A 22,708-nucleotide genomic window follows, 5' to 3' on the forward strand; every position below is an offset into this window, starting at 1 on the left:
GGTCTGTTTCGACGGTTCATTATTAATGAAAGCCGTGCCGCCGATTGTGCCGCCGCTGAGGATAAAGCTGTCTTTGTTCAGCCAGTTTCCGCCGTCGGCCTGCAAACTGCCGCCGACGATGATTTCAGACGGCCTGTTTTCGACAATCCGCTGTTTGTAAACCGATTGGATGTAATCGGATTTGCGGAGGCTTTCGACGGCATATTTGTGAAACGGAATGTTGGTACCGTCGTAACGGTACAGATTAAGGTCGTGATCTTCCTTCTTCATCCAACCGCTTTCGCCCTCAATATATATTTCAGGCTGCCTGAAAGATTTTCGCTGGTGCTTACCCCCAATCCACATAAACCCACTTTCAGGCTGCCTTAAAACCTATCCCAATCATCAGGACGATGGTCTGCCGCCGCCCAAATAAACAACGCGTAAACCAAATACACTATCCCCACCACCGCTGCAATACCCTTTGCCAGCGTGGGGAAAATCTCATGCAGCACACACAATGCACCCGCCGCAGCGAGCCACATCAGCCACACTTTGAACGGCGGATACCGACCAATCATGTGGTCAATATAATCTGCCCGCTCAAATTGCTCGCGTAACCAATTTTTCAATCCATCCCACATCGTTTACTCCTTTCAATACGGCTTTCAGACTGCCTTTGCCGTATTGTATCCCCCAAAGGCAGCAAAAAACGGCTCTGCTTCGCCGACACGCGTATAAGACACGACATGCTTCTTCTCTGCCGGATATTCTTCCGCCTTGAAATGGTTGTTCAGATTCTGCAAATCTGCCGCCGCAATCACGGCATCCCCTTTTGCTTCGATGCGCGCTGCCGTTAGTCAGACGCTGCGCTGTTCCCTCGGCACGGTTCTGCCCGTTCAAACGGCCTCCGATATACAGGCTGCCTTCGGATGCGATCAGACCGCCTTCGCGGTTGTGGATTTCCGTCGCGCCGATGTCCAGCCGCTCCCGCGCGGTAACCACGGCGGCGCGGGTGGTTCCGTCTGCATTTTCTTCGTAGTTGTTCAGACGGCCTGCGGCAAGGGCAATATGGTTGCCGTAAATTCTGCCTGAGCCCGCATTTTCGATTTCCGCCGCTTCGACGCGGGTCAGCCCGCCGCTGTTGATCAGGCCGAGGTTGCTTAAAATGGCTTGGCTTTCGCGTTCAGACGGACGCTTTCTCCCGCCTGTATGCTGCCCGTTACCGACGGCGGCGGCTTCGACGGTTGCCGCCGTACTGCCCGTCAGGCGGCTGCCGGCGTTGTTCAAACGGCCCTGTGTATGTGCAGGGTCAGGTTCCGCCCGGCTTCAAGGGTTTGCGTGTTGGTAAAATCTTCTTTTAGGGAAACAGCCATGTCCCGGCCGGCAGCCAACGTGCCGTCGGTACGCAGGCCGGCGCTCTCCAGGTTCAGATCGCGCCCCGCTGTCAGGCTGCCGCCGCCGTTTTGCAGGGTTCCGGTTTGGATGCTGACATCCTGTTTGGCACTGATGAGGCCGCTGCGGTTGTCTAGGCCGTCTGAAAGGCTCAATACGGCGGCTTCGTCGGTACGGATCATGCCGCCGCTGTTGTCCAGCGAACGCCCCGTCAGATTCAGACGGTCTGCATCCAACGTTCCTCCTGCGTTTGCCGTTTCGGCAGTGATGACGGCCTGCCGTGCAGCGGTCTGCCCGCTGCGGTTATCGAACTGCGCCGAGGCGATCTCAAGGCTGCTGTCCAATTCCAGCGTGCCGCCGCAGTTGTCGGTCAGGCGGTTGCGGAAGACTGCTCGCTCTGCGGCGGAAAAGCGGCCGTTTCGGTTGGCAAAGGTCTGCGCCGCGATGTCGGCTTGGCGGACGTAAACCGTGCTGCTGTTGGCAAAGTGCGCACCGCCGGCGCTCAAGGTGTCGAGACTGTGTGTGCCGCTGTTGTCGATACGTTCGCTGCCGATACCGATACGGTTGGCGGTAATGCCGCCGCTGTTGGTCAGGCCGTCTGAAATGCGCAGATAGCCGTCGGCAAAGGCGGAAACGTTTGGAACGGCGGCTGTCGAAGTCTGCTCGCCGCCTGATGCGGAGGATGGTGCCGACGGGGTCCGGGTGCCTGCGGATACCGCGCCCGATGCACCCTGCCCTGCGCCGGCAGAACCTATGCTGCCGCTGTTGGCAAGCGAAACTGCTGACGGTCAGGCCCTGCAAACCGCTTTGCACGATGTGACCGCTGTTGTTCAGACGGCCTATGGAAAATGCCAGCCTGCCGGCGCGGATTTCACCGCTGTTGGCGGTCTGTCGGGCATCGGCCTACAAAGTTGCGCCTGCGGCAATAAAACCGCTGTTGTTCAGGCCGTCTGAAACGGTTTCTGCAAAACCGCCGTCGGACGCAGCGATGCTGCCGCTGTTATCGATCAAGCCGTCGGCGCTTAACCGACACGTTTCCCGCCCGGGCAAACAGTTGCCCTGCATTACGGATAACGGCACCTTTTTCATGGCTGAGAAGCGTAATTTTGTCTGCATACATTCCGCCCAGCCGACCGGTATCGATGGCGGTATAGCCCGACGGGACGGTGCTATCCCCCTACTCTGCCGCCTGCCGCATCAGTGCGGCTGCCTACGGCGACGGTCAGGTTTTTTGCCCAAATGCCCGCATCGGTCTGTACGCCGCGTGCCAAAATCCGGGTGCAGTCGGCATCGGCGGTGTCCAAACCCGCCCCGCCGATACGGATGCCGCCGCTGTGTGCGAAACCGTCGATGGCACCGTCTTTCCAAACCGGCCTCCCGCCTGCCAGGGTAACGCCTGCGGCATTGATAAAACCGCCGCTGACGCTGATGCCCGCCGGATTGGCCATGACGGCTTCGGCACGCCGTCCGCCCACTTCGATATAGCCGTTCAGCAGACTGGGATTAGCGCTTTCAATCTGGTTGACGATGACGCGGGCTTCGCCGCGCGCCAGCCACGGATTGCCCTGTATCCAGCCGCCGAGCTGTGTCTGCACGTCGGTACGGCTGTTGTTGAACAGCGCGCCTCTGCCGTCCACGTCGAAACGGCTGAAGCGGTTGAGCGAAACGCCCGCGCCGTTCGGCGTTTGGATGTTGGCCTGCGGCAGGCCGTTGGCGCTCAGCAACACGGTTGCCTGCTCATGTGCCGCCGCGCTGCGGTCGGTACAGATGTCGGCAGCTGCTGCAAAGCCTGCCGAACCCAGCGCGGCGGAGGTAAAGAAAGCGGCGGTGCAAAGGCGCAGGTTCGGCATACGCGGGCTGCGGCGGCTTGTGCGCCTGCCTGCGCTGCGGCCTGCGGCAGATGCGGTTTCGGGTACGGCCATCAGGCTGTTTCGGTGCGGATTGAAAATGATTTTGTAGAGGTTGCGGTTCATGATGCGGCTTTCGGTGCCGTCTGAAAACCTGCCTGCGGCAGCGGGCGTATTCGGACGGCACGGCAATGGTTGGAAAATGTCCGGTGGGATTAAAAGCTGTAATTCAGGTTGAAGCCGTAAACAGGTGAGGCGGTTTGGAGATAATCGGGCTTTCTGAACGGCCTGCCCGCGAAAACGTCATACGACAAAACACCGCCCGCTTTCAGACGGCCTTTCAACCCGACGGCACCGCCCGACAGGCTGCTTGCGCCTGTATTTCTTCCACCGCCGACACCGCCTGAATCGGCGGCAAGATAAACCTGATGCGACGGCAGATACTGCCAGCCCAGCGTGTTGCACCATTGCCAACCCCTTTCGCCGAGCAGGGTCTGTTCGCCGTCGAATCCGCGGATGCTGTAACGCCGCCCCAGCGACATTTGCTCCTGAAGCGTCAGCGGGGTGAAATTCCATTGGCGCCGGAAAGCCGTGTCATAGGCAAAAGTCTGCCCGCCGATGCAGAAAGAAATACCGGCGCCGATGTCGGCGGTCAGAGTCTGCATTCGCGACGTGCCGCCGCCGAATGCTTCTTCAGGCGCACTCAGACTGTGGTTGCGGCCGGTCCCGCGTTTGTAGTCCAAACCCAACGTCAGCGTGCTGCGGCCTATGTATTCTCGGTGGTCGAAATGCGCCGACCAACCTGCCGTTCTGCGGTGTTGGACGTCGATTTCCGCGTCGTCGATGTAGGTTTGCGTTTCGCGCTGCCAAAGTTTGAAGCCTGCACTGCTCCTGCGCCGGGCGTCGCGGTAAAACGTATAGTCCGTACCGAAACTGCTGCTGCGGCTTTTCCCGCTGTAACTGTAATTCTGCAACAGCCTGACGGTAGCGGTAGTAGCTGTGTTCCGCCGTCCAGAGCCATTGCCGGCGGGTACGGAGTAATGGAACGAATAACTGTTGCTGCCGCTGTCCGGACGCCCTTCCAGCGTTTCGTCGGGCTTGGCTTCATGCCCCAATCCGCGCCCGTAGGAAACGTAAAACATATCGCTGAGGCCCAAAAGATTGTCCGCCGCCAGCGCCAGCGCGCCCTGATATTTGCCCGTTGCTTTGCTGCCCGAGTCATCAAGATTCAGAGAAACCCGGAAAGGCAGAAGCTGCTGCCGCCATTCGACGGCGACATCGCTTTCAGACGGCCTGTCCGTCCCCGAGGGTTCGATGCGGATACAGGCATCTGCCGTCGGCAGGCGTTTCAGGTTTTCCAAACCGTGTTCCAAATCGTGCAGATTCAGAATCTGCCCTTCGGCAAGCGGGAATTCGTTTTGAAACGCGGCAATCCGTTCCGCATGGGTTGTTTCGTCATGATTGCGGTCGATAAAGCCTGCCGATGCGGCCGGGCAATACCGTCAGCACTAAAACGCCGCTGTTCAGGTTCTGCCGCCCCGTTACAATCCGCGTCGTGAAATAGCCGCGCCCGATAACGGCGTTCTGTGCCGATACCGTCAGGCGGTTGATGCCTGCCGCACCCAAACATTTCCCGCCGCAAACTCCGTCTGCCGCAGCGCCTTTTTCAGCGCGAACTGAAAGCGGTGTGAAGCCTTGCCCTCCAGCCGCACTTCACGAATCGGAAAACAAGGAACATCCGGCTGTGGTCCGGATGTGGCAGCGGCAGGTTCGGTTTGCTCCAAACAGACGGAAACATCAGGCTGGAACCGCTGCCGCAAAGCCTCCTGCCTCTGGGATTCCTGTTGCAGGATTCCGGCTTCGGCATAAGCGGGAAAAGACAACGCGGCGGACGACACGGAAAAAATAATCGGATAAAGCAGTTTCATAACGGATTCACGGCAGTATTTACATATGTCGTTTTAATTTAATTTCATAACGATATTTCCAATCTTTTCCAAACGGCCGCTTTATATGACAAACGGCATTTATCGTAAAAAACAAGGCCGTCTGAATATTCAGACGGCCCTGATGCCATAAAACAGAAGACTGATTCAAAGAATAAAAGCCACTTCCGACGATGGAAGTGGCTCTCTAAATCTGGCACGCCCACGGGGAATCGAACCCCGGTTACCGCCGTGAAAGGGCGATGTCCTAACCGCTAGACGATGGGCGCGGATATTGTGTTTGGCGCACCCGGAGCGATTCGAACGCCCGACCCTCTGGTTCGTAGCCAGATACTCTATCCAACTGAGCTACGGGTGCATCCTCATCACTTCGCTTGCGCGTTGTGAATCAAGAAAACGGAATATATAGAAAACGGCTGAAACTGTCCAGCTTTTTCAGGCTGTTTTTGTGTATAAAAAATCCAACTGTTTGAAAGACAAAAGTTAAATTTCAGGCCGTCTGAAAATCGTTTACCGAAACGGTGAGACGGCTTTCAGACGGCCTGTTTGTTTACCCGATGCAAAACGCCGAATTCAACGCAGCATGCCCAATCCCGACAAATCCTGCGCCATTTTGGCGGCGGCGTTGTCGGTCATGCCGCCGACGAAGTCGAGGATTTTCATGTAGGCCTGATACAGGCTGTCGTCGGCGCTGACGGGGTTTTCGTTTTTCAGAAGTTCCAAAGCGAGCGACTGGCGGGTGTCGGTTCGGCCGTTGGCCAACAGCGCATGGGCGGCGGGAACGAGAATATCAAGCAGCGTGCCGAGGCAGGGGAAAGTGGCGATTTCGGTAATCAGCTTGGTGTGGTGGCGGAAAATGCGGGTGCGCGCCAACTCTTTGGCTTTTTCCAGCGTATTCTGCACTTCGGGGCTGCACAGGGCGAGCAGGTCTTTGCCTTTGAACGCACCGCGCAACAGATCGGACTGGTGCATGATAAAGGTTTGCGCGACATCTTCAATCGCCCGCCCGATGGCGATGCCGCGCAGCATGGCGCAGCGTTGGCGGCTGGATTGGGCGTGCCACGCGCTTTCGCTGTAGGTCAGCTCGGAAAGGATGCTTTCGACTTCGGTATCGGTCAATAGGTCGAGTTCGACCGCGTCTTCCAAATCCAGCAAGGCATAGCAGATATCGTCGGCGGCTTCCATCAGGTAAGACAGCGGATGGCGCGCCCAATGGTCCGCACCGAGCGGCAGCAGCCCGAGCTCGTCGGCTACGCGGCGGATAAACGGCAGCTCGGTTTGGTAGATATTGAACTTTTTCATGCCGTATTGCGGATGCAGCGTTGTCCACGGATATTTCAGCAGCGCACCGACGGTGGCTGCGGTCAGGCGCATGCCGCCGCGGTTGGGGTACATTTCCAAACTGGCCAGAATCCGCAGGCTGTGGGCGTTGCCCTCGTAAGTCTGCACATCGTTGCGCTCGGCCTCGCTCAAACCTTGCAGATACGCGGCGTTTTGCGGATTGCGGAACCAGTCGCGCAGCGCGTCTTCGCCGGTATGGCCGAACGGCGGATTGCCCAAATCATGCGCCAGACAGGCCACTTGAACCACGGCGCCGATGTCGCCCGGCGTGTTGCCCTGCGGCAGAAAACCGCCCGCCTGAAGCATCACGCCGCCGCGGTTGCCCAAACTGCGGCCGACGCTGGCGACTTCGACGCTGTGGGTCAGGCGGTTGTGGGTCAGGTCGTGCTGCGCCAGCGGATGCACTTGGGTTTTGCGCCCGAGCCGTCTGAACGAGCCGGAAAACACCACGCGGTCGTAGTCGATATGGAAATCCGTGCGCAGCGCATCCGCGCCCTCTTGGGTCGATGGGGTAACGGTGGGGACAATTTCGCCTTCTTTAGTACGGAATCGGGTGGTGGAAAGAAGGTTTTGCCAGTTCATCGCATTCATGGGCAGGCTCTTTGGATTTAGGAATTTTGAAACGGAAACCGATATTCGAAAGGCCGTCTGAATGATTTTCAGACGGCCTCATGTTTTATTTGCTGCCGCGCATCAGCTCGAAAAATTCATCGTTGTTTTTCGAGGCTTTGAGCTTATCGACCAAAAATTCCGTTGCCTCGATTTCGTCCATCGGGTGCAGGAATTTACGCAACAGCCACATCCGCTGGAGCCGGTCGTTCGGCACCAGCAGCTCTTCGCGGCGCGTGCCCGATTTGTTGATGTTGATGGCAGGGAACAGGCGTTTTTCGGCCATGCGGCGGTCGAGGTGCAATTCCATATTGCCCGTGCCTTTGAATTCCTCGTAAATCACATCGTCCATGCGGCTGCCGGTTTCCACCAGCGCGGTGGCGATGATGGTCAGCGAACCGCCCTCTTCCACATTGCGCGCCGCGCCGAAAAAGCGTTTCGGGCGGTGCAGCGCATTCGCGTCCACACCGCCGGTCAGGATTTTGCCCGAAGTCGGCACGACGGTATTGTAGGCGCGGGCAAGGCGGGTAATCGAATCGAGCAGGATGACTACGTCTTTTTTGTGTTCCACCATGCGCTTGGCTTTTTCAATCACCATTTCCGCCACCTGCACGTGGCGCGTGGCCGGCTCGTCGAAAGTCGAAGAAACCACTTCGCCGCGCACGGAACGGCTCATTTCGGTCACTTCCTCGGGGCGCTCGTCAATCAGCAGAACAATCAGCTCGGCATCGGGATAATTCGCCGTAACCGCATGGGCGATGTTTTGCAGCATCATGGTTTTACCTGATTTCGGCGGCGCCACCAACAGCGCACGCTGGCCGCGGCCGATGGGCGAGACCAAATCAATCGCGCGGGCGGTAATGTTTTCTTCCGACTTAATCTCGCGCTCGAGTTTGAACTGTTTGGTCGGGAACAGCGGCGTCAGGTTTTCAAACAAAATCTTATGCTTACACACTTCCGGATCGTCACCGTTAATCGAATCCAGCCGTACCAGCGCAAAATAGCGCTCGTTGTCTTTCGGCACGCGCACCGTCCCCTCAATCGTATCGCCGGTGTGCAGGTTAAAACGGCGGATTTGGTTGGGCGAAACATAAATATCGTCCGGCCCCGCCAGATAAGACGTGTCGGCGCTGCGCAGAAAACCGAAGCCGTCGGGCAGGATTTCCAGTGTGCCCGAGCAAGTAAATCCTTCGCCCTGCTTCATCAGCTGGCGGACGATGGCAAATACGAGGTCTTGCTTGCGTAAGCGGTTGGCATTTTCAATGCCGTGTTCTTCGGCCATTTCCAAAAGTTTGGAAATGTGGAGGGTCTGAAGTTCGGAAACGTGCATGATTTTTGGATGGAACCGATTGGAAAGTAAAAGGAATTTTTTAAGATTTTTTAGAACGACGGAGAGGCCGTCTGAAAAGATGTTTTCAAGACTGCCGCAGAGCGCGGCGTTTTGAGAATGGCGGAATTCTAGGCTTTCGGGGCGGAAGTGTCAACTTTTATATGGCGCGGCAGGCTTTTCAGACGGCCTGTCTGCCTTGTTGGGTTAAGACGCTTTTTTAATCCGAATCAGATTGTTCATTTTTATCCCGATATGAAGCAGGCCGTCTGAAAAAACGCAAAATTTTCAGACGGCCCAGCTGTTTGGCATATTCAACGCGCCAACAAACCTTCGCGCGTCAAGACTTCTTCGGCATAGCCGCATTCCGCTTCCAGCGGCAGGCCGAGTTTTCCCGCTTCGGCAACAGCGGCATCGAGCAGATGTTTCGCCAAGCCCTGCCCCCGAAATTTCGGATCGACGCGGGTATGGACGATGTTGAACATCCCGTCGGCCAGCCGGTAGTCGAGTTCACCGGCGATTTCGTTTTCGTGCGAAAGGACGAAACAGTGCGCTTCAGGGTAATGTTTGACGGTCGGCATAACGGTCTCCTCAGGTTTTGATTGGCAACGGTTTGAGTATAAAGCGGTTTGGCAGGAAAACCAATGCCGGAAAAAAGTATAGTGAAATAAAAGTAAGAAAGATACGAGGCGGCAAGGCGCAGCCAACGAAGTAGATTTTTTATTTTGGTTCACTATAAAGGCCGTCTGAAAATTCAGACGGCCTTTTCGGTTTACGGCACATCAGCCCCGTTTTTTCAGGGCGGCGTTCAGAATGCAGCCGAGCACGAAACCGACCAGCGCGGGCACAATCCAGCCCAAGCCGATGTCGTACCAGGGCAGGGTTTTGTTGATGGCGGCGGCGGTTTCTTCGCCAAAGCCAAACGCAGCTTTATAAGCATCCAAAACGCCGACAATCAGCGTGAAAAACATGGTGCAGACGTAAACGATGCGGCTGCCGCTGAAAAATTTGTCGAGAAACGCGAGCAGAATCAACACAATAGTCAGCGGATACAGCAGCATCAAGACGGGGATCGAGAAGCTGATAATGCCGGCCAGACCTTTGTTGGCCAAGCCCATGGAAACGAGGGTGAAAATGACGACGAAGGCTTTGTAGGAAATGCCCGGGCAGAGGCGGTTGAAATATTCCGAACATGAGGTAATCAGGCCGACGGCAGTGCTCAGGCAGGCGAGGAAAACGATGACGCTCAGGAGGATATTGCCGCCGGTGCCGAAATAGTGTTGCGCCGTTTTGGAAAGCACGTTTGCGCCGTTTTCCTGCAACCCCAAGCCGGCCACGCTGGTCGCGCCCATGTAGCCGATAAGCAGGTAAACGACCGCCAGACAGCTTGCGGCCACCACACCGGCGATGGTGGTCGTGCGCAAAAGTTCGTCGCGATTGTCCACGCCCATTGCGCGCACAGCGTCAATCACGATGATGGCGAACACCAATGATGCCAACGCATCCATCGTGCCGTAACCTTCCAAAATGCCTTTGGCGAGCGGGCTGACGGCAAAATCGCCCTGCTCGGGCATCAGCGCGCCCATCGGATTGAATGCGGCATAGCCGACCAATACAGTAATAGTCAGCAGCAAAACGGGGGTCAGGATTTTACCGATTCGATCAACCAGTTTACCCGGCGAGAGCGACAGCCAAAAGGCAACGGCAAAGAAAAACACGCTGAACAGCGCCAAACCGATGGTTTTATCGCTTTCACCGATAAACGGCGCGACACCGATTTCAAACGACACCGTCGCCGTGCGCGGCGTGGCAAACAGAGGGCCGATGGCGAGATAAAGCGCAGATGCAAACGCAATGCCGTACCACGGCGTGACCCTTGAGGCCAGCGCCTGCACGTCGCGCGAACTTGAATAGCCGATGGCAATCACGCCCAAAAGCGGCAGCCCCGCGCCCGTCAGCAAAAAGCCGAGCATGGCGGAAAACCAGTTTTCACCGGCCTGCTGGCCTAAAAATGCGGGGAAAATCAGATTGCCCGCGCCGAAAAACAAAGCGAACAACATCAGGCCGACAGCCCAAAGCGATGCTTTTTGGTTTCCAGTTGAAGAATTCATGTGCTAAACACCTGTTTTTCTAATTGAAAATCCCTGCTGCAAAACAGGGTTGGTCTGACTGCCCGACCGAACGGCAAAAGCCAAAAACGGTTAAAAATACGCAGCTTGCGCAAGAGAATAGTCAAAAAAACCGTTATCTTCAACTGGTTTTTCACGCAAACGGGGCATAAACCGCCCTTTTATAGCGAATTAAAATAAAAAATCTACTTCGTTGGCTGCGGCTGAGCCCAAAGAGGACGATTCACTAAGGCGCTGAAGCGCCAAGCTCATCTGTCCCGTACCTGTACTGTCTACACCTTGCGGCCTTGTATCTTTCTTATTTTATTTCACTATATACGCTGCCCACGCGAAAGGCCGTCTGAAAATCCGGCAATGCCAAATTTTCAGACGGCCTTTTTGAATTGATTACGACTGGACATTAATTCCCGTACTTACGCTCTGCACCGTACTTGCCGTCAGAAACGAAGCCGCCAGCTCGCTGCAACAGCCACAGCAGGTTGCCACGCCCAGCTGCGCCTGCAAATCACCTATCGTCATCGCGCCTGCGGCAACGGTTTCTTTGATTTCGCGGTCGGTAACGGCATTACAGATACAGACAAACATGATGTGCTCCTGTGTTCTTTCCAATGAGAGTTAGTTTTATTATTAAACACAAATATAAATAAAAACGGTTTGCATTGCAAGAGTAGAAAACTCAGGGATTATTTTAAAATCGCTATGAATTTTAATAATTCGATTGATTTTAATTAAATTTTTGATTTTAAAAATAAAAATGCTGTTTAAAAACAAAAGGCCGTCTGAAACGGTTGCAATGCAACCTTTTTCAGACGGCCTGATTTACGCAACAGGCGCTCTGAGAATGTCAGGCCAAAACGCCCAAAATCACGCTTCCGGCTTTAAACACTGCCGTCGCCCGCTGACCGGGACGCAAATCCAGCGCCTCCGTACTCTGCATGGTCACGCCCGCGGTAATCTGTATGCCGTTTTCCAGATCCAGCGTAACCACGGAATTAACCGCTCCGCGTTCGACGTGCGACACCAAACCCGCCAGTTGGTTGCAGGCGGAAAGGCGGATATGTTCCAAATCGGTGGCGATAATCACGCCGGTGGATTTAATCAGCGCAACCGCCGTCTGCCCGACTTCCAAACCCAATTCATCGCAGCTTTCGCGGGTAATCGAAGCGGTAATTTCCAAACCGCCCGCCAAAGCCAATACGACGATACAGCCGACATCGCCGCGTTTGATGCTTTTAATGGTGCCGGCAAACTGGTTTCTGGCGCTGGTTTTCATGGGTTTGTTCCTTAAAATCGGGTTGGGTTGGCGGTTTATTTCTTTCAGACGGCCTGAGACTTTGAAAAAATCATAAATGCCGTTTAAAGGCCGTCTGAAACTCAACTGCGCGGATGATGTTGCGCAACCACGCTTTTCAAACGCTGGTTGGCGACGTGGGTGTAAATCTGGGTGGTGCTGATGTCGGCGTGACCGAGCAGGGTTTGCACCACGCGCAAATCGGCGCCGTGGTTGACCAAATGGGTGGCAAACGCGTGGCGCAGCCCGTGCGGGCTGAGGTCGCGGATGCCGGCGGCGGCGGCGTATTCTTTCACAATCAGCCAGGCGAGCTGACGGCTGATGCCGACGCGTTTTTGGCTGACGAACATCTCGTCGCATTGGCGGTTTTTCAGTAGCGCACCGCGCGCTTCGGCGCAATAACGCATCACCCAATAGGCCGCCTCTTCGCCCATCGGCACCAGCCGCTGCTTATTGCCCTTACCGACCGTCCGGATCAGCCCTTTTTGCAGGTCGATTTCGGTCAGTTTCAACTTCACAGCTTCGGTCACGCGCAAACCTGTGGCATAAATCAGTTCCAACAGCGCTTTATCCCGCAGGCCGTGCGGCGTTTCGGTATTAGGCGCGGCGAGCAGCGCGTCGATTTGCTGCTCGGTAATCAGCTTGGGCAGCGTTTGCGCTTTTTTCGGCGCGGTCAGAAAACGGGTCGGATTTTCCACCCGCTGCCCGGTTTCTTCCAGCCAACCGTAAAGACGCTTGCAGGCCGACAGCGCGCGCGCCTGCGAGCTGTTTTTTTCAGACGGCACATACACGGCATCAGCCAGATCGACGCTTTGCACGTTCAGCCAATCCAGGCATTTTTCATGCAAACGCGCCGCAACTTTTTCCAAATCGCGGCGGTAGCTTTGCAGGGTGTTTTGGCTCAAACGCTGGCTCAGCCATAAATGTTCGAGCAGCCTTTCGATTAAATCGTTCATTTTGATTGAAGCCGTCCGAATTTTCCAACTACGGCCTCAGAGGTTGCTGAGCGAAGCCGAAGCACCTGTGCTGAACGAAATCGAAGCATCAGACGGCCTGTTCCGTCATTTTCCCAAAGTTTCCAAAACCTCCTGCGCGTGGCCGGCGACTTTGACCTTACGCCATTCGTGAATGATTTCGCCGTTTTTGTCCAAAACAAAGGTGCTGCGCTCGACGCCCAGAGATTCTTTGCCGTACAGTTTTTTCAGCTTGATGACGTCAAATAATTTGCACACGGTTTCATCTTTGTCGCTCAACAATTCAAACTGAAAGCCTTGTTTGGCACAGAAATTCTGATGCGATTTCACACCGTCACGGGAAATGCCGACCACGGTGTAACCCAAACCGGCGAATTGCGCCAAGCGCGCGTTAAAATCCAAGCCCTCGGTGGTGCAACCGGGCGTGCTGTCTTTCGGGTAGAAATAAACCACCAGCGGCAGGTGTTCGGCGGAATGAAAATCTGTGCCACTGCTGGAAGGCAGAGTGAATTTGTATTTCGGCATGACAGCTCCTTTAGATTTTTTCAGACGGCATTCAAGCGGATGTTTATTATTTTTGCAAAAGTCTCAGCCTATTCGCTTAAATTCAAGTAGTTACGACTTCCCTGCAATTCAGTCATCGCGTTGAGCAGCAGGCGGAAATGCTCTTCGTTGCCGTTCAAATCCAGCTCGTCGGCATTCACAATCAGCAGCGGCGCGTTTTGATAGAGATGGAAAAAACGGCTGTATTCGTCGTGAATCTGCCCCAGATACCCCTGCGGAAACAGATTGACCACGCCGTCACCGCGCTTTTGCAGGCGCTTGCGGTTGTTGTCGGCGGCAGTTTGCAAGTAAACCACCAAATCGGGCACGGGATATTGCGGCAGAGTCTTGCGCTTGATTTCCCAAAACAGCGTCTGTTCTTGGTCGTTCAACACCACGGGCACGAAAATCTGGTCTTTTTCCAGCAGGAAATCGGCCACGATGATGCCGCCCAAATCGTCTTCGCTGTTGATGGTTTCCACGCTTTCGGCGCGACGCATCAGAAAATACAGCTCGGTCGCCAAACCGTGATTGCTGGCATTGGCGTAAAACTGCGCCAAAAACGGATTTTTATCAGGATTTTCAGTCAGATGCAGCGCACTGAAATGTTTGGCCAAACGGCGGCTCAATTCGGATTTGCCGCTGCCGATTGCGCCCTCGACAACGATATAACGGTAATTCATGGGATTCCTGTTTGGTTATGTTCTGAGAAATGTCGTAATTTCTGCAATTCTAACACACCCGAACCGCCCGACCGGCGCATTCGGCTCTGAATGCGTCATTTTATACCAATAGATTATTTCAAAATCATATTCCCGCTTAAATTTAATCACGCCTTTGCCATAAAACAACAGGCCGTCTGAAATATTCAGACGGCCTGTTTGCCATCTCCGCCCCCGTCCAACAGCACAATGCCCTCATCCCCCAGCGCCGCCGCCAAATCTGCGGCTTTGCCGTGTTTGCCCAACACAAAATCAGGCAGGATTTCCGCCAGCGGCACCATCACAAAACCGCGCTCGTGCGCGCGCGGGTGCGGCAGGGTCAGGTGCGGGTCGGCGCTGGTTTCGCCGTTGAAATCGACAATGTCCAAATCCAGCGTGCGCGGGGCGTTGCGGAAACTGCGTTCGCGGCCGAAATCGGCTTCGATGCGGTTTAAAACGGACAACAGCGACACACCGTCCAAGCCGGTTTCGGCCAAACAGACTGCGTTGACAAAATCAGGCTGGTCGTCGTAGCCGACGGGCGCGGTTCGGTAGAGCGACGAGGTTTTGAGGATGCGGATTTGCGGATGCACAGCAAGGGCTTCCAGCGCGGTACGGATTTGCGCGGCGGGCTTGTCGAGATTGGCACCTAGCGCGATAACAGCCTGTTTTCGTTCAGACATTTTTCAGACAGCCTCAGAAAAACGGTTTGAAACGCGCAAGGTAAACGATGGTCGCCACGCAAAGCATTGCCAGCGCGTAAGCGGCGTAAAATTTGCCCGAACGCGGGCGGGCGCGCATCATCATCATGCCCAAACCGATGTAAACCAACACCAGCAAGACTTTCAAACCCAGCCAGTGTACGGTGAAAATGGAAAGATGAGTCAGCTTCAGCAGCCACATCGCGGTAAACAGCAGCATGGTGTCGTTAAGATGCGGCAGCGCTTTCCAAACACCCGCCAGCGGTTTTTCGGGGTTGGCGCGCAGCAGGAAAAAGCGGACATTAAACAGTAATATAGTAACTGCCACAAAAAACATATGGCTGTGTTTGACAATCAGATATTGCATTTCAAACGCCTCAACAGAGGTTAAAAACAGAGCGCTTATTCTACCTTAACATTCATTTTTGATGTCGGTTTCAAGCCGTTAATTTTTCGACCGCCAGAAGATACGGCGGCGCATTTCTGCGGTTGGTAAAACCGTATTTCAAGACCGAAAATTCCTGCTGCGGCAGGTTTTCCGCCCAATTTTCAACGGCCTGCGCTTCCCTTCGCCCGACTTCGTGACCGGGGTAAAGCACCGCCAGCAAAAGGCCGTTTGGCTTGAGCAGCGGCAGCACGGCGTTGAGGGCGTTGACGCTGCTTTGCGCTTCGGTCGTGCAGCTTTTGTCGCCGCCCGGCAGCCAGCCGAAATTAAATACCGCTGCGTCCAGCGGTTCGTCCACATAATCCGTCAGCTTTTCATGGCTGTCGTGTATCAGCGTAACCCGCGCCGCCACGCCCGCCTGTGCCAGACGCGAGGCCGTCTGAAACAGCGCGGCTTCCTGCACGTCAAACGCCAACACTTTGCCTGACGCGCCGACCAATTCTGCCAAAAGCAGCGTATCGTGGCCGTTTCCCGCCGTACCGTCGAGCGCGCGGCAGCCTGCGCTCAGACGGCATGATAAAAGTTTGCGGGCAAACGGAAGGATATTGTCGAGATACATGATGTTTGAAAACAATGGGTTAGAGAAAGCGGCAGGATTTTCAGGCGGCCTGAGGTTTTGCAAAAATGAGAAAGGCAGTCTGAAAACAAAAATACCCTACCGGAAACAACCGGTAAGGTATTTTTAAAGCATGAGCTGCGTTATTCTGCTGCCTGCGGCGCGGTTTCAACCTGAACCGGCGCGGCGGCTTGTGCGGCCTGCGGTTTTTGCTCGTGTTGCAGGCTGACGGCGCGTGCGGGCACGATGGTCGAAATGGCGTGTTTGTAAACCATTTGGGTTACAGAAGTATTGCGCAGCAAAACAACGTATTGGTCGAATGATTCGACCTGGCCTTGCAGCTTGATGCCGTTGACCAGGTAAATCGAAACCGGAACGTGCTCTTTACGCAACGCATTCAAAAAAGGATCTTGTAACATTTGTCCTTTAGCTGTCATATTCTTAAACTCCGTTATTATGTTTATAAAAGGGCTTGTTAAAGTGCTGATTTCGGATTGTAGCCTTGAATGCAACTTTTTACCAACAATTTATCCGTAAGAATGTGCAAACTTGCAGTGAATGACCGTCTAAAAATTTCATCTTTCGGACTGTTTTCATTCTCAAAAACTGATTACGCGCATATTTTCACTTTTGACTGTTAAACCGCATTAAACGGGCTTCTTTCAGACGGCCTGAATGTCTTGCCAAACGCCGAATCATGCCGTCTGAAACCGTAGCGCGCGCAATCATCACGCCTTATTTGCTGTGCTGCTTTTTCACACTGACTTTGGCTTTTTTCTTGAAGCGGTTTTTCTCTTCTTTGCGGTTTTCGCGTTTTTCGATGCGGTTGCTCAAAGTAACGCGGCGCAGCGGTTTCTTTTTCGGTTTTTCATCGGCGTTTTCATACGGATTTTCCGAAACATTGTATTGGATGCGCAGCGGTGTTCCCTGAAGATTGAAGGCTTTGCGGAAAGTTTGCGTCAGATAGCGGGTGTAGCTGTCGGAAATCGCGCCCAGCGCGTTGCCGTGCACCACAATCACGGGCGGATTCATGCCGCCTTGATGGGCGTAGCGCATTTTCGGGCGCACCAGACCTGCGCGCGGCGGCTGCTGGCGCTCGATGGCGCTTTGCAAAACGCGGGTGATTTTCGGCGTCGGCATTTTAATCATGGCCGCATTGTAGGCCGCCTGAATGCTTTCAAACAGGCCGTCTATGCCGCGTTCTTTCAGCGCGGAAATGTAGTGGAACTTCGCAAAATCAAGGAAATACAGCTTGCGGGCAATGTCGCGCTTGACCTGCTCGCGGCGCTCGTCGGAAATGCCGTCCCATTTGTTGACCGCCACCACCAGCGCGCGGCCTGCTTCCAGCGCAAAGCCGGCAATCGTCGCGTCTTGGTCGGCGATGTCCTGCTGTGCGTCCAACACCAAAACGGCCACATTCGAGGCTTCTACCGCCTGCATCGCTTTGATTACAGAGAACTTTTCCACCGCCTCGTCAACTTTTCCGCGACGGCGCACGCCGGCTGTGTCGATGATGGTAAACGGCTTGCCGTCGCGCTCGAAATCAATGTGGATGCTGTCGCGCGTCGTACCCGCCATGTCGAAGGCGATGACGCGTTCTTCGCCCAAAATGGCGTTCACCAGCGTCGATTTGCCGACGTTCGGGCGGCCGATAACGGCGAAAACGGGGTGTTTCGGCGCTTCGCCCTCCTCTTCGGGCCCGGGGAACTCTTCCAGAATTTCTTCAATCAGGTAATACACGCCGTCGCCGTGCGCGCCGGAAATAACGTGCGGCTCGCCCAACGAAAGCTCGTAAAACTCGGCCGCCAAAACCGCCTGATTGCCGCCCTCGCCTTTATTAACGGCAAGATAAACGGGGCGCGGGCTTTGGCGCAGGCGGTCGGCGATGATTTTGTCCTGCGGTGTCAGGCCGGTGCGGGCATCAACCAGAAACACCACCGCATCGGCTTCGTCCACCGCCTGCAGCGTCTGTTTGGCCATTTCATGCAGAATACCGCTGTCCACCACCGGCTCGAAACCGCCCGTATCCACCACCAGATAAGGCTTGCTGCCGACTTTGCCGTGTCCGTAATGGCGGTCGCGGGTCAGGCCTGGCAGGTCGTGTACCAGTGCGTCTTTGGTGCGGGTCAGACGGTTGAACAAAGTAGATTTGCCGACATTCGGGCGGCCTACCAAGGCTATGGTTGGTTTCATTTCGGGAACTTTCATGGGTTTTCGGACTGCCTTTATAAGGATGCCCGCCGTCTGAAAACGGTTTGTTTCTTTTGTTTTCCAATCAATTAATCAATTGAGAATTTACCCGATCTCATTATTACATTTTCGCAGATCGGCACTCAACCCGGCATCTTTGACAATATTAAAGTACATTAACATTTTTAACCGGGCTGAAGTTCAACCTATACGGATTGTGTGAGTTATCAAGCGATGTATCCGCTACCTGTGAGTTGAGGCATACCAATCGCGTCCACGGCAAAATATGCGCTGCCGCCCTGTATGCGGTACATTCCGCACTGACGGCCATGTGCATGGCTGTCGTGTTCCACTTTCAGCGATACCGCTCCGCATGAGCATTGGGCTTTCATGTTTTTTCCCTTATGAATAAAAAAGTTGAGAAAATTCAAGCTGCCTGAAATAAGCATGCTGGTCACGATAAATCAATCAATACGCCGAACAGCAATCCGGCCACCAAGCCGAGTGAAATGCTATATGAAAGGTCTGTTTGCAGGGTATGGGATACCACCACGCCTGCCAGCATACCAAAAGTGGCAAAGAGGGGGAGCGTCTGTCCTTTTTTCTTCATAATCATAATATAGTATCTAACAGTTAAATCAGTACCTGACAATACAGTTACCGTAAAACAAACAGTCTCATTCTGCACGGCTTCATGATTTTGGAGCAACAACACAGGCACAGGTAAAATTCCATCCCGTTTTTCAGGCCGTCTGAAAACAGATAAGGGCTTGCCGGAGGATTCCGACAAGCCTGTTTGCAAACGCGGTTTAAACGGCGTTTATCCGGCGCGTTTTCTGTTTAAATAGGCAAACCGTTTTTTTTTCAGACGGCCTTATTTCAGCGCATCGCGTTTCATTTGGATCAAATCGCGGCCGGCAGCTTCCTGCGGCATTTTGGCCAGCGCCTGATCGTAGCTTTGCACGGCTTCTTTGGCTTTGTTTTGCGCGGCGTAAACGTCGCCTTTGGTATCCAGCAGCAGCGGCTCGAAATCAGCTTCGACTTTGGTGTCCAAAACCGTCAGCGCTTCATCGTATTTTTTCTGCTGCATTTTGACCACCGCCAGACGCTGCGCCGCCAAAGCCTGAACCAGCGGTGCCGGCTGGTTTTTCAACACCCAGTTCAGATGGCCTGCGGCCACGTCGTGACGGCCGGCGTCAAACTCGGAGGCAGCCGCCATCAGCGTGGCCTGCGCGGCGGCGACGGTTTCGGGATAATCCTGCTGAAGTTTGAGCAGGTCGGCGTTGGCCAATTTCGGATCCTGTTTTTGCTGAACCTTTTCAACCATTTGCGCCAACACTTCGGCTGCTTCCTGATTTTTGGTCACCAAATGGCGCTGGTACATGGTGTAGCCCAGATAGCCCAAAGCCGCCAAAACCAGCAGCACAAAAACCCAGCGCCCTGTTTTTTTCCAGAAATATTTGAAATTGTCGAGTTCCTGCTGTTCGTCGATATGTGCCGCCATTTATGCGCTCTTCCATTGTTGTAAAGTATTGATTAAATCGGCTGCCGCCACCGTTTGCTGTCCGTGCATGCCTTGCAGGTCTTTCAGCGTGGCGCTGCCGGATTCCAACTCGCTCTGCGCCACAATCAGCGCAAAGCGCGCACCGCTTGCATCGGCTTTTTTCATCTGCGCTTTCAGGCTCTGACAACCCGAATGCTGCATCACATCAAAACCCGCCGCACGCAGTGCCTGCGCGTATTTCATCGCCTGCAAATCCGCACCATCGCCCTGATGGATAACGTAAACATCAGGCGCAGCGTCGGCCTTGAGGCTGCCGTATTCGTGTACCAGCAGCAAGAGCCGCTCGATGCCCATCGCAAAACCGATAGACGCCGCCGGTTTGCCGCCCAATTCCTCAATCAGGCCGTCGTAACGTCCGCCGCCGCACACCGTCGCCTGCGCGCCGAGTTTGTCAGTCGTCCATTCAAACACAGTCTGGTTGTAATAATCCAAACCGCGCACCAGCCGTGGGTTTTCGACATATTTGATGTCCAAACCGTCGAGCATGGTTTTGAAGCAGCGGTAATGCGCCTGCGACTCTTCGCCGAGATAGTCCACCAAGCGCGGCGCAGCGTTGCAGATTTCCTGCAAATCGGGATTTTTGCTGTCCAACACGCGCAGCGGATTGGTTTTCAGACGGCGTTTGCTGTCGTCGTCCAATTTATCTTCATAACGGGTCAGGTAATCCACCAAAGCCGCGCGGTGCGCCGCACGCTCTTTGCGGTTGCCCAAGCTGTTGATTTCCAAAGTCAGATAACCGCGGATGCCGAGTTTGTCCCACAAATCCGCCGACATGGCGATGATTTCGGCGTCGATGTCCGGCCCTTCAAAGCCCAGCGCCTCGATGCCGACTTGGTGAAACTGGCGGTAACGCCCTTTCTGCGGGCGTTCGCGGCGGAACATCGGCCCCATGTACCACAATTTCTGCGGGCTGTTGTAAAGCAGATTATGCTCCACCACCGCGCGCAGGCAGGAAGCGGTCCCTTCGGGGCGCAGGCTCAGGCTCAGAGAATCGTTGGAATCGGAAAACGTGTACATTTCCTTGCCGACCACGTCGGTTTCCTCGCCGATGGAACGCACAAACAAACCCGTCTGTTCGACAATCGGCGTGCGGATTTGGCTGTAGCCGTAGCTTTTCGCCCAACGGCCGACCACATCCTCAAACGCCTGCCAAAACGCGGCGGTCAGTTTGAAATCTTTCTGCTCGACGGGTAAAAGGTCGTTCATGCCTTTTACGGATTGGATTTTCTGTGCCATTTCTAATCAAAACGCCCGAATCAAATAGCTGGGAATTATAGCCGATTTTTCGCCGTTTGTGGTTTTCAGACGACATCAGGGGGGGGGAGAGAGGCCGTCTGAAAACGCCGCACCGGTTTTTCAGACAGCCTGAGCAACGCATCCATAAAACAGTATTTGCCACACCCGTATTTGCTACCCATAAAATTCAAACCGAAAAAACCGCTTCCGCCTGCAAAAGCCGTCTGAAAAACCCGCCGCCTCGGCTACAATACGTCCATGAAAAACCGCACCGCCCCCCTGCCCGTTTCAGACGGCATCAAACCCAGCTATCTCGTTCTGCCGCACGACAAACAGTTTTACGGCCTGCCGCTGCTGCATTTCCTCTGTATCCGCTTTCCCTTTGTCGGCGAAGCGGGCTGGCGCGCGCGGCTCAACAGCGGGTTTGTCGTCGGACAAAACGGCGCGCCGCTTAGCGAACACACGCTGTTTGCCGCCGGCGAAACCGTCTGGTATTACCGCGAAACCAGCCGCGACAGCGAACCGCACATTCCGTTTGACGAAAAAATCCTCCATATCGACAAACACTTAATCGTCGTCGATAAACCGCATTTTCTGCCCGTCATCCCCAGCGGCCGCTTCCTGCGCGAAACCCTGCTCACCCGCCTGCGCCTCAATCCCGCGCTGCAACATCTTGATACGGAGGCCATTTCCCCCGTCCACCGCCTCGACAAAGACACTGCCGGCGTAATGCTGTTTTCCCATAACCCCGAAAGCCGGCGCGATTATCAAATGATGTTTCAAAACAAAGAGACCGTCTGCAAAACCTACGAAGCCCTCGCGCCCTACCGCGCCGGTTTGCAGCTTCCCGCCAAAATCCAATCACGGCTGGTGCGCGGCGAAAAATTCTTCCTCAGCCAAGAAAGCAAAGGCGAAGCCAATGCCTTCACCACAGTCGAACTCATTGAAACCAATGGCGGAACCGCCCGCTACCGCCTGTTTCCGCACACCGGTAAAAAACACCAGCTCCGCATCCACATGATGAAACTCGGTATCCCGATTCTCAACGACCCGCTCTACCCGACCGTATCGGAAGCGGGCGCGGAAGATTATGAAAAACCGTTGAAATTATTGGCGAAAAAGATTGAATTTACCGATCCGATCAGTGGGGAAACACGCTGTTTCGAGAGTTTGCAGCAGCTTTGAATTTGGGAAAACAGACAGGCCGTCTGACATTTCAGCTACGCTCCGTAATCGGGTTTCAGACGGCCTGTCTGCCCCTGCTTCACGCCTCAGGCGAAAATCCTGTAAAATAGCGTAAACCCGATTCAAGGCCGTCTGAAATCCGGCTTCACCGCAAGCGGATTTCAGACGGCCTCAACCAAAGGAACCCCAACCATTATGGATACCAAAACAAAAATCCGTTTAGGCGGCCTGCTTCTCCTCGCCACCGCCGTTTTAAGCCTGATTCTGGTGTTGTTCACCGACTCATGGCCGCTTGCCATTTTACTTGCCGTAGTAATTATGGCCACTGCCGCGGGCGGTTTTGTTTGGACTTCGCGCCGTCAGCAGCGTCAGTTTATCGAGCGTCTGAAAAAATTCGACATCGATCCGGAAAAAGGCCGCATCAATGAAGCCAACCTGCGCCGCATGTACCACACCGGCGGACAGGCGCAGAAGGATGCGGTGACGCTGATTTGTCTGTCGCAGAAATGCTCGGTTGACGAGGCGCATGCGATGTTTAAAAAACGCCCGACCCGTCAGGAAATGAACCAGATGGCGATGCAGCAGGCCAAAGGCCGGAAGCGTCCGCACCGCTGATTTTGTTTCCGACAAAATGCAAAAAGGCCGTCTGAAAATCTTTTATTTTTTCAGACGGCCTTTTTGCATTTTGCAGGAAAGTTGTTTGGGGAAGCTGTTGGAAAGGGGAAATGGCGGCCGCGAACAATCGGTTG

The 22,708-nt window shown here is 54.7% G+C and carries 28 protein-coding genes, 2 tRNA genes and 1 pseudogene; 3 read left to right on the plus strand and 28 right to left on the minus strand.

Annotated elements, in window-relative coordinates; all coding sequences use genetic code 11:
* Window positions 1–365: 365 nt before the first annotated feature.
* Genes BG910_RS01515 through BG910_RS01525 form a run of 3 tightly spaced genes read right to left on the minus strand, consistent with a single transcriptional unit; the run spans window position 366 to window position 1,880 of the window.
* Window positions 366–623 (minus strand): hypothetical protein, encoded by a 258-nt coding sequence (locus tag BG910_RS01515; RefSeq protein ID WP_157693999.1) that lies wholly within the window; start codon window positions 621–623, stop codon window positions 366–368.
* The gene (locus tag BG910_RS01520; RefSeq protein ID WP_089035321.1) at window positions 583–1,269 is read right to left on the minus strand and encodes a hypothetical protein; all 687 of its coding nucleotides are present in this window, start codon (window positions 1,267–1,269) and stop codon (window positions 583–585) included. Before BG910_RS01520 ends, BG910_RS01515 begins: the two co-directional genes overlap by 41 nt.
* Complete coding sequence (locus tag BG910_RS01525) at window positions 1,266–1,880, minus strand: hypothetical protein (RefSeq protein WP_089035322.1); 615 nt, start codon at window positions 1,878–1,880, stop codon at window positions 1,266–1,268. Before BG910_RS01525 ends, BG910_RS01520 begins: the two co-directional genes overlap by 4 nt.
* A gap of 196 nt (window positions 1,881–2,076) precedes the next feature.
* Between BG910_RS01525 and BG910_RS01530 the strand changes: the two genes are divergently transcribed.
* Entirely contained in the window at window positions 2,077–2,328 is a 252-nt protein-coding gene (locus tag BG910_RS01530; protein ID WP_089035323.1) for a hypothetical protein, read from the plus strand.
* 215 nt (window positions 2,329–2,543) lie between these two features.
* Here BG910_RS01530 and BG910_RS01535 read toward each other — a convergent pair whose 3' ends face one another.
* The 25 genes and pseudogenes from BG910_RS01535 to hisS all read right to left on the minus strand — a co-directional run bounded on the left by BG910_RS01535 (window position 2,544) and on the right by hisS (window position 20,774).
* On the minus strand, window positions 2,544–3,347 hold the full coding sequence (locus BG910_RS01535; protein ID WP_198344838.1) for a two-partner secretion domain-containing protein: 804 nt from the start codon (window positions 3,345–3,347) through the stop codon (window positions 2,544–2,546).
* A gap of 89 nt (window positions 3,348–3,436) precedes the next feature.
* Window positions 3,437–4,582: a ShlB/FhaC/HecB family hemolysin secretion/activation protein gene (locus BG910_RS01545; RefSeq protein ID WP_158608829.1), complete on the minus strand. Its 1,146-nt coding sequence runs from the start codon at window positions 4,580–4,582 to the stop codon at window positions 3,437–3,439.
* A gap of 6 nt (window positions 4,583–4,588) precedes the next feature.
* A pseudogene (locus tag BG910_RS13115) lies at window positions 4,589–4,693 on the minus strand (POTRA domain-containing protein); the annotation flags it as partial.
* Entirely contained in the window at window positions 4,677–4,847 is a 171-nt protein-coding gene (locus BG910_RS13120; protein WP_157694002.1) for a POTRA domain-containing protein, read from the minus strand. The gene BG910_RS13120 and the pseudogene BG910_RS13115, both read right to left, overlap by 17 nt.
* Entirely contained in the window at window positions 4,820–5,149 is a 330-nt protein-coding gene (locus BG910_RS12065) for a hypothetical protein (protein WP_157694003.1), read from the minus strand. Before BG910_RS12065 ends, BG910_RS13120 begins: the two co-directional genes overlap by 28 nt.
* A gap of 212 nt (window positions 5,150–5,361) precedes the next feature.
* A tRNA-Glu gene (locus BG910_RS01550) sits at window positions 5,362–5,436 on the minus strand.
* 12 nt (window positions 5,437–5,448) lie between these two features.
* A tRNA-Arg gene (locus BG910_RS01555) sits at window positions 5,449–5,525 on the minus strand.
* Between the two features lie 215 nt (window positions 5,526–5,740).
* Window positions 5,741–7,090, minus strand: a complete 1,350-nt coding sequence (locus tag BG910_RS01560; RefSeq protein WP_089037080.1) for a deoxyguanosinetriphosphate triphosphohydrolase — start codon at window positions 7,088–7,090, stop codon at window positions 5,741–5,743.
* 94 nt (window positions 7,091–7,184) lie between these two features.
* On the minus strand, window positions 7,185–8,447 hold the full coding sequence (gene rho, locus BG910_RS01565) for a transcription termination factor Rho (RefSeq protein ID WP_089035324.1): 1,263 nt from the start codon (window positions 8,445–8,447) through the stop codon (window positions 7,185–7,187).
* Between the two features lie 311 nt (window positions 8,448–8,758).
* Entirely contained in the window at window positions 8,759–9,025 is a 267-nt protein-coding gene (locus tag BG910_RS01570; protein WP_089035325.1) for a GNAT family N-acetyltransferase, read from the minus strand.
* A 201-nt stretch (window positions 9,026–9,226) separates the two neighbouring features.
* A complete protein-coding gene (gene brnQ / locus BG910_RS01575) occupies window positions 9,227–10,555 on the minus strand; it encodes a branched-chain amino acid transport system II carrier protein (RefSeq protein WP_089035326.1) in 1,329 nt (442 codons plus the stop codon).
* Between the two features lie 405 nt (window positions 10,556–10,960).
* Window positions 10,961–11,158: a (2Fe-2S)-binding protein gene (locus tag BG910_RS01580; protein ID WP_089035327.1), complete on the minus strand. Its 198-nt coding sequence runs from the start codon at window positions 11,156–11,158 to the stop codon at window positions 10,961–10,963.
* 259 nt (window positions 11,159–11,417) lie between these two features.
* A complete protein-coding gene (locus tag BG910_RS01585) occupies window positions 11,418–11,846 on the minus strand; it encodes a TOBE domain-containing protein (protein WP_089037081.1) in 429 nt (142 codons plus the stop codon).
* Between the two features lie 101 nt (window positions 11,847–11,947).
* A complete protein-coding gene (gene xerD, locus BG910_RS01590) occupies window positions 11,948–12,820 on the minus strand; it encodes a site-specific tyrosine recombinase XerD (RefSeq protein ID WP_089035328.1) in 873 nt (290 codons plus the stop codon).
* A gap of 105 nt (window positions 12,821–12,925) precedes the next feature.
* The gene (locus tag BG910_RS01595) at window positions 12,926–13,363 is read right to left on the minus strand and encodes a peroxiredoxin (RefSeq protein ID WP_089035329.1); all 438 of its coding nucleotides are present in this window, start codon (window positions 13,361–13,363) and stop codon (window positions 12,926–12,928) included.
* Window positions 13,364–13,431: 68 nt separating this feature from the next.
* On the minus strand, window positions 13,432–14,064 hold the full coding sequence (locus BG910_RS01600) for a deoxynucleoside kinase (protein ID WP_089035330.1): 633 nt from the start codon (window positions 14,062–14,064) through the stop codon (window positions 13,432–13,434).
* Window positions 14,065–14,249: 185 nt separating this feature from the next.
* Window positions 14,250–14,765 (minus strand): 2-amino-4-hydroxy-6-hydroxymethyldihydropteridine diphosphokinase, encoded by a 516-nt coding sequence (gene folK / locus BG910_RS01605; RefSeq protein WP_089035331.1) that lies wholly within the window; start codon window positions 14,763–14,765, stop codon window positions 14,250–14,252.
* Between the two features lie 13 nt (window positions 14,766–14,778).
* The gene (locus tag BG910_RS01610; protein WP_089035332.1) at window positions 14,779–15,150 is read right to left on the minus strand and encodes a SirB2 family protein; all 372 of its coding nucleotides are present in this window, start codon (window positions 15,148–15,150) and stop codon (window positions 14,779–14,781) included.
* Between the two features lie 70 nt (window positions 15,151–15,220).
* Window positions 15,221–15,787 (minus strand): tRNA (mnm(5)s(2)U34)-methyltransferase, encoded by a 567-nt coding sequence (locus BG910_RS01615; protein WP_089035333.1) that lies wholly within the window; start codon window positions 15,785–15,787, stop codon window positions 15,221–15,223.
* A gap of 140 nt (window positions 15,788–15,927) precedes the next feature.
* Window positions 15,928–16,221 (minus strand): RNA chaperone Hfq, encoded by a 294-nt coding sequence (gene hfq / locus BG910_RS01620; RefSeq protein WP_089035334.1) that lies wholly within the window; start codon window positions 16,219–16,221, stop codon window positions 15,928–15,930.
* A gap of 298 nt (window positions 16,222–16,519) precedes the next feature.
* On the minus strand, window positions 16,520–17,977 hold the full coding sequence (gene der / locus BG910_RS01625; protein WP_089037082.1) for a ribosome biogenesis GTPase Der: 1,458 nt from the start codon (window positions 17,975–17,977) through the stop codon (window positions 16,520–16,522).
* 224 nt (window positions 17,978–18,201) lie between these two features.
* Window positions 18,202–18,366, minus strand: coding sequence for a hypothetical protein (locus BG910_RS01630; RefSeq protein ID WP_157694004.1), 165 nt, complete (start codon window positions 18,364–18,366; stop codon window positions 18,202–18,204).
* Between the two features lie 62 nt (window positions 18,367–18,428).
* Window positions 18,429–18,764, minus strand: a complete 336-nt coding sequence (locus BG910_RS12070; RefSeq protein WP_123806049.1) for a hypothetical protein — start codon at window positions 18,762–18,764, stop codon at window positions 18,429–18,431.
* 84 nt (window positions 18,765–18,848) lie between these two features.
* The gene (locus BG910_RS01635) at window positions 18,849–19,478 is read right to left on the minus strand and encodes a YfgM family protein (RefSeq protein ID WP_089035336.1); all 630 of its coding nucleotides are present in this window, start codon (window positions 19,476–19,478) and stop codon (window positions 18,849–18,851) included.
* Window positions 19,479–20,774: a histidine--tRNA ligase gene (gene hisS / locus BG910_RS01640; protein ID WP_089035337.1), complete on the minus strand. Its 1,296-nt coding sequence runs from the start codon at window positions 20,772–20,774 to the stop codon at window positions 19,479–19,481. It lies immediately after the preceding gene.
* 258 nt (window positions 20,775–21,032) lie between these two features.
* Between hisS and BG910_RS01645 the strand changes: the two genes are divergently transcribed.
* Window positions 21,033–21,959, plus strand: a complete 927-nt coding sequence (locus BG910_RS01645) for a pseudouridine synthase (protein WP_089035338.1) — start codon at window positions 21,033–21,035, stop codon at window positions 21,957–21,959.
* Between the two features lie 195 nt (window positions 21,960–22,154).
* Entirely contained in the window at window positions 22,155–22,574 is a 420-nt protein-coding gene (locus BG910_RS01650) for a hypothetical protein (protein ID WP_089035339.1), read from the plus strand.
* Window positions 22,575–22,708: the final 134 nt, after the last annotated feature.

The sequence above is a fragment of the Neisseria chenwenguii genome, assembly GCF_002216145.1.
GTDB classification, from domain to species: Bacteria; Pseudomonadota; Gammaproteobacteria; order Burkholderiales; family Neisseriaceae; genus Neisseria; species Neisseria chenwenguii.

Excerpts from the sequence above, each read along its gene's own strand:
- BG910_RS01515 (WP_157693999.1), bottom strand. The coding sequence starts at position 623 with ATGTGGGATGGATTGAAAAATTGGTTACGCGAGCAATTTGAGCGGGCA.
- BG910_RS01535 (WP_198344838.1), bottom strand. The coding sequence starts at position 3,347 with ATGAACCGCAACCTCTACAAAATCATTTTCAATCCGCACCGAAACAGC.
- BG910_RS12065 (WP_157694003.1), bottom strand. The coding sequence starts at position 5,149 with ATGAAACTGCTTTATCCGATTATTTTTTCCGTGTCGTCCGCCGCGTTG.
- BG910_RS01560 (WP_089037080.1), bottom strand. The coding sequence starts at position 7,090 with ATGAACTGGCAAAACCTTCTTTCCACCACCCGATTCCGTACTAAAGAA.
- rho (WP_089035324.1), bottom strand. The coding sequence starts at position 8,447 with ATGCACGTTTCCGAACTTCAGACCCTCCACATTTCCAAACTTTTGGAA.
- BG910_RS01570 (WP_089035325.1), bottom strand. The coding sequence starts at position 9,025 with ATGCCGACCGTCAAACATTACCCTGAAGCGCACTGTTTCGTCCTTTCG.
- brnQ (WP_089035326.1), bottom strand. The coding sequence starts at position 10,555 with ATGAATTCTTCAACTGGAAACCAAAAAGCATCGCTTTGGGCTGTCGGC.
- BG910_RS01580 (WP_089035327.1), bottom strand. The coding sequence starts at position 11,158 with ATGTTTGTCTGTATCTGTAATGCCGTTACCGACCGCGAAATCAAAGAA.
- BG910_RS01585 (WP_089037081.1), bottom strand. The coding sequence starts at position 11,846 with ATGAAAACCAGCGCCAGAAACCAGTTTGCCGGCACCATTAAAAGCATC.
- xerD (WP_089035328.1), bottom strand. The coding sequence starts at position 12,820 with ATGAACGATTTAATCGAAAGGCTGCTCGAACATTTATGGCTGAGCCAG.
- BG910_RS01595 (WP_089035329.1), bottom strand. The coding sequence starts at position 13,363 with ATGCCGAAATACAAATTCACTCTGCCTTCCAGCAGTGGCACAGATTTT.
- BG910_RS01600 (WP_089035330.1), bottom strand. The coding sequence starts at position 14,064 with ATGAATTACCGTTATATCGTTGTCGAGGGCGCAATCGGCAGCGGCAAA.
- folK (WP_089035331.1), bottom strand. The coding sequence starts at position 14,765 with ATGTCTGAACGAAAACAGGCTGTTATCGCGCTAGGTGCCAATCTCGAC.
- BG910_RS01610 (WP_089035332.1), bottom strand. The coding sequence starts at position 15,150 with ATGCAATATCTGATTGTCAAACACAGCCATATGTTTTTTGTGGCAGTT.
- BG910_RS01615 (WP_089035333.1), bottom strand. The coding sequence starts at position 15,787 with ATGTATCTCGACAATATCCTTCCGTTTGCCCGCAAACTTTTATCATGC.
- hfq (WP_089035334.1), bottom strand. The coding sequence starts at position 16,221 with ATGACAGCTAAAGGACAAATGTTACAAGATCCTTTTTTGAATGCGTTG.
- der (WP_089037082.1), bottom strand. The coding sequence starts at position 17,977 with ATGAAACCAACCATAGCCTTGGTAGGCCGCCCGAATGTCGGCAAATCT.
- BG910_RS01630 (WP_157694004.1), bottom strand. The coding sequence starts at position 18,366 with ATGAAAGCCCAATGCTCATGCGGAGCGGTATCGCTGAAAGTGGAACAC.
- BG910_RS01635 (WP_089035336.1), bottom strand. The coding sequence starts at position 19,478 with ATGGCGGCACATATCGACGAACAGCAGGAACTCGACAATTTCAAATAT.
- hisS (WP_089035337.1), bottom strand. The coding sequence starts at position 20,774 with ATGGCACAGAAAATCCAATCCGTAAAAGGCATGAACGACCTTTTACCC.
- BG910_RS01645 (WP_089035338.1), top strand. The coding sequence starts at position 21,033 with ATGAAAAACCGCACCGCCCCCCTGCCCGTTTCAGACGGCATCAAACCC.
- BG910_RS01650 (WP_089035339.1), top strand. The coding sequence starts at position 22,155 with ATGGATACCAAAACAAAAATCCGTTTAGGCGGCCTGCTTCTCCTCGCC.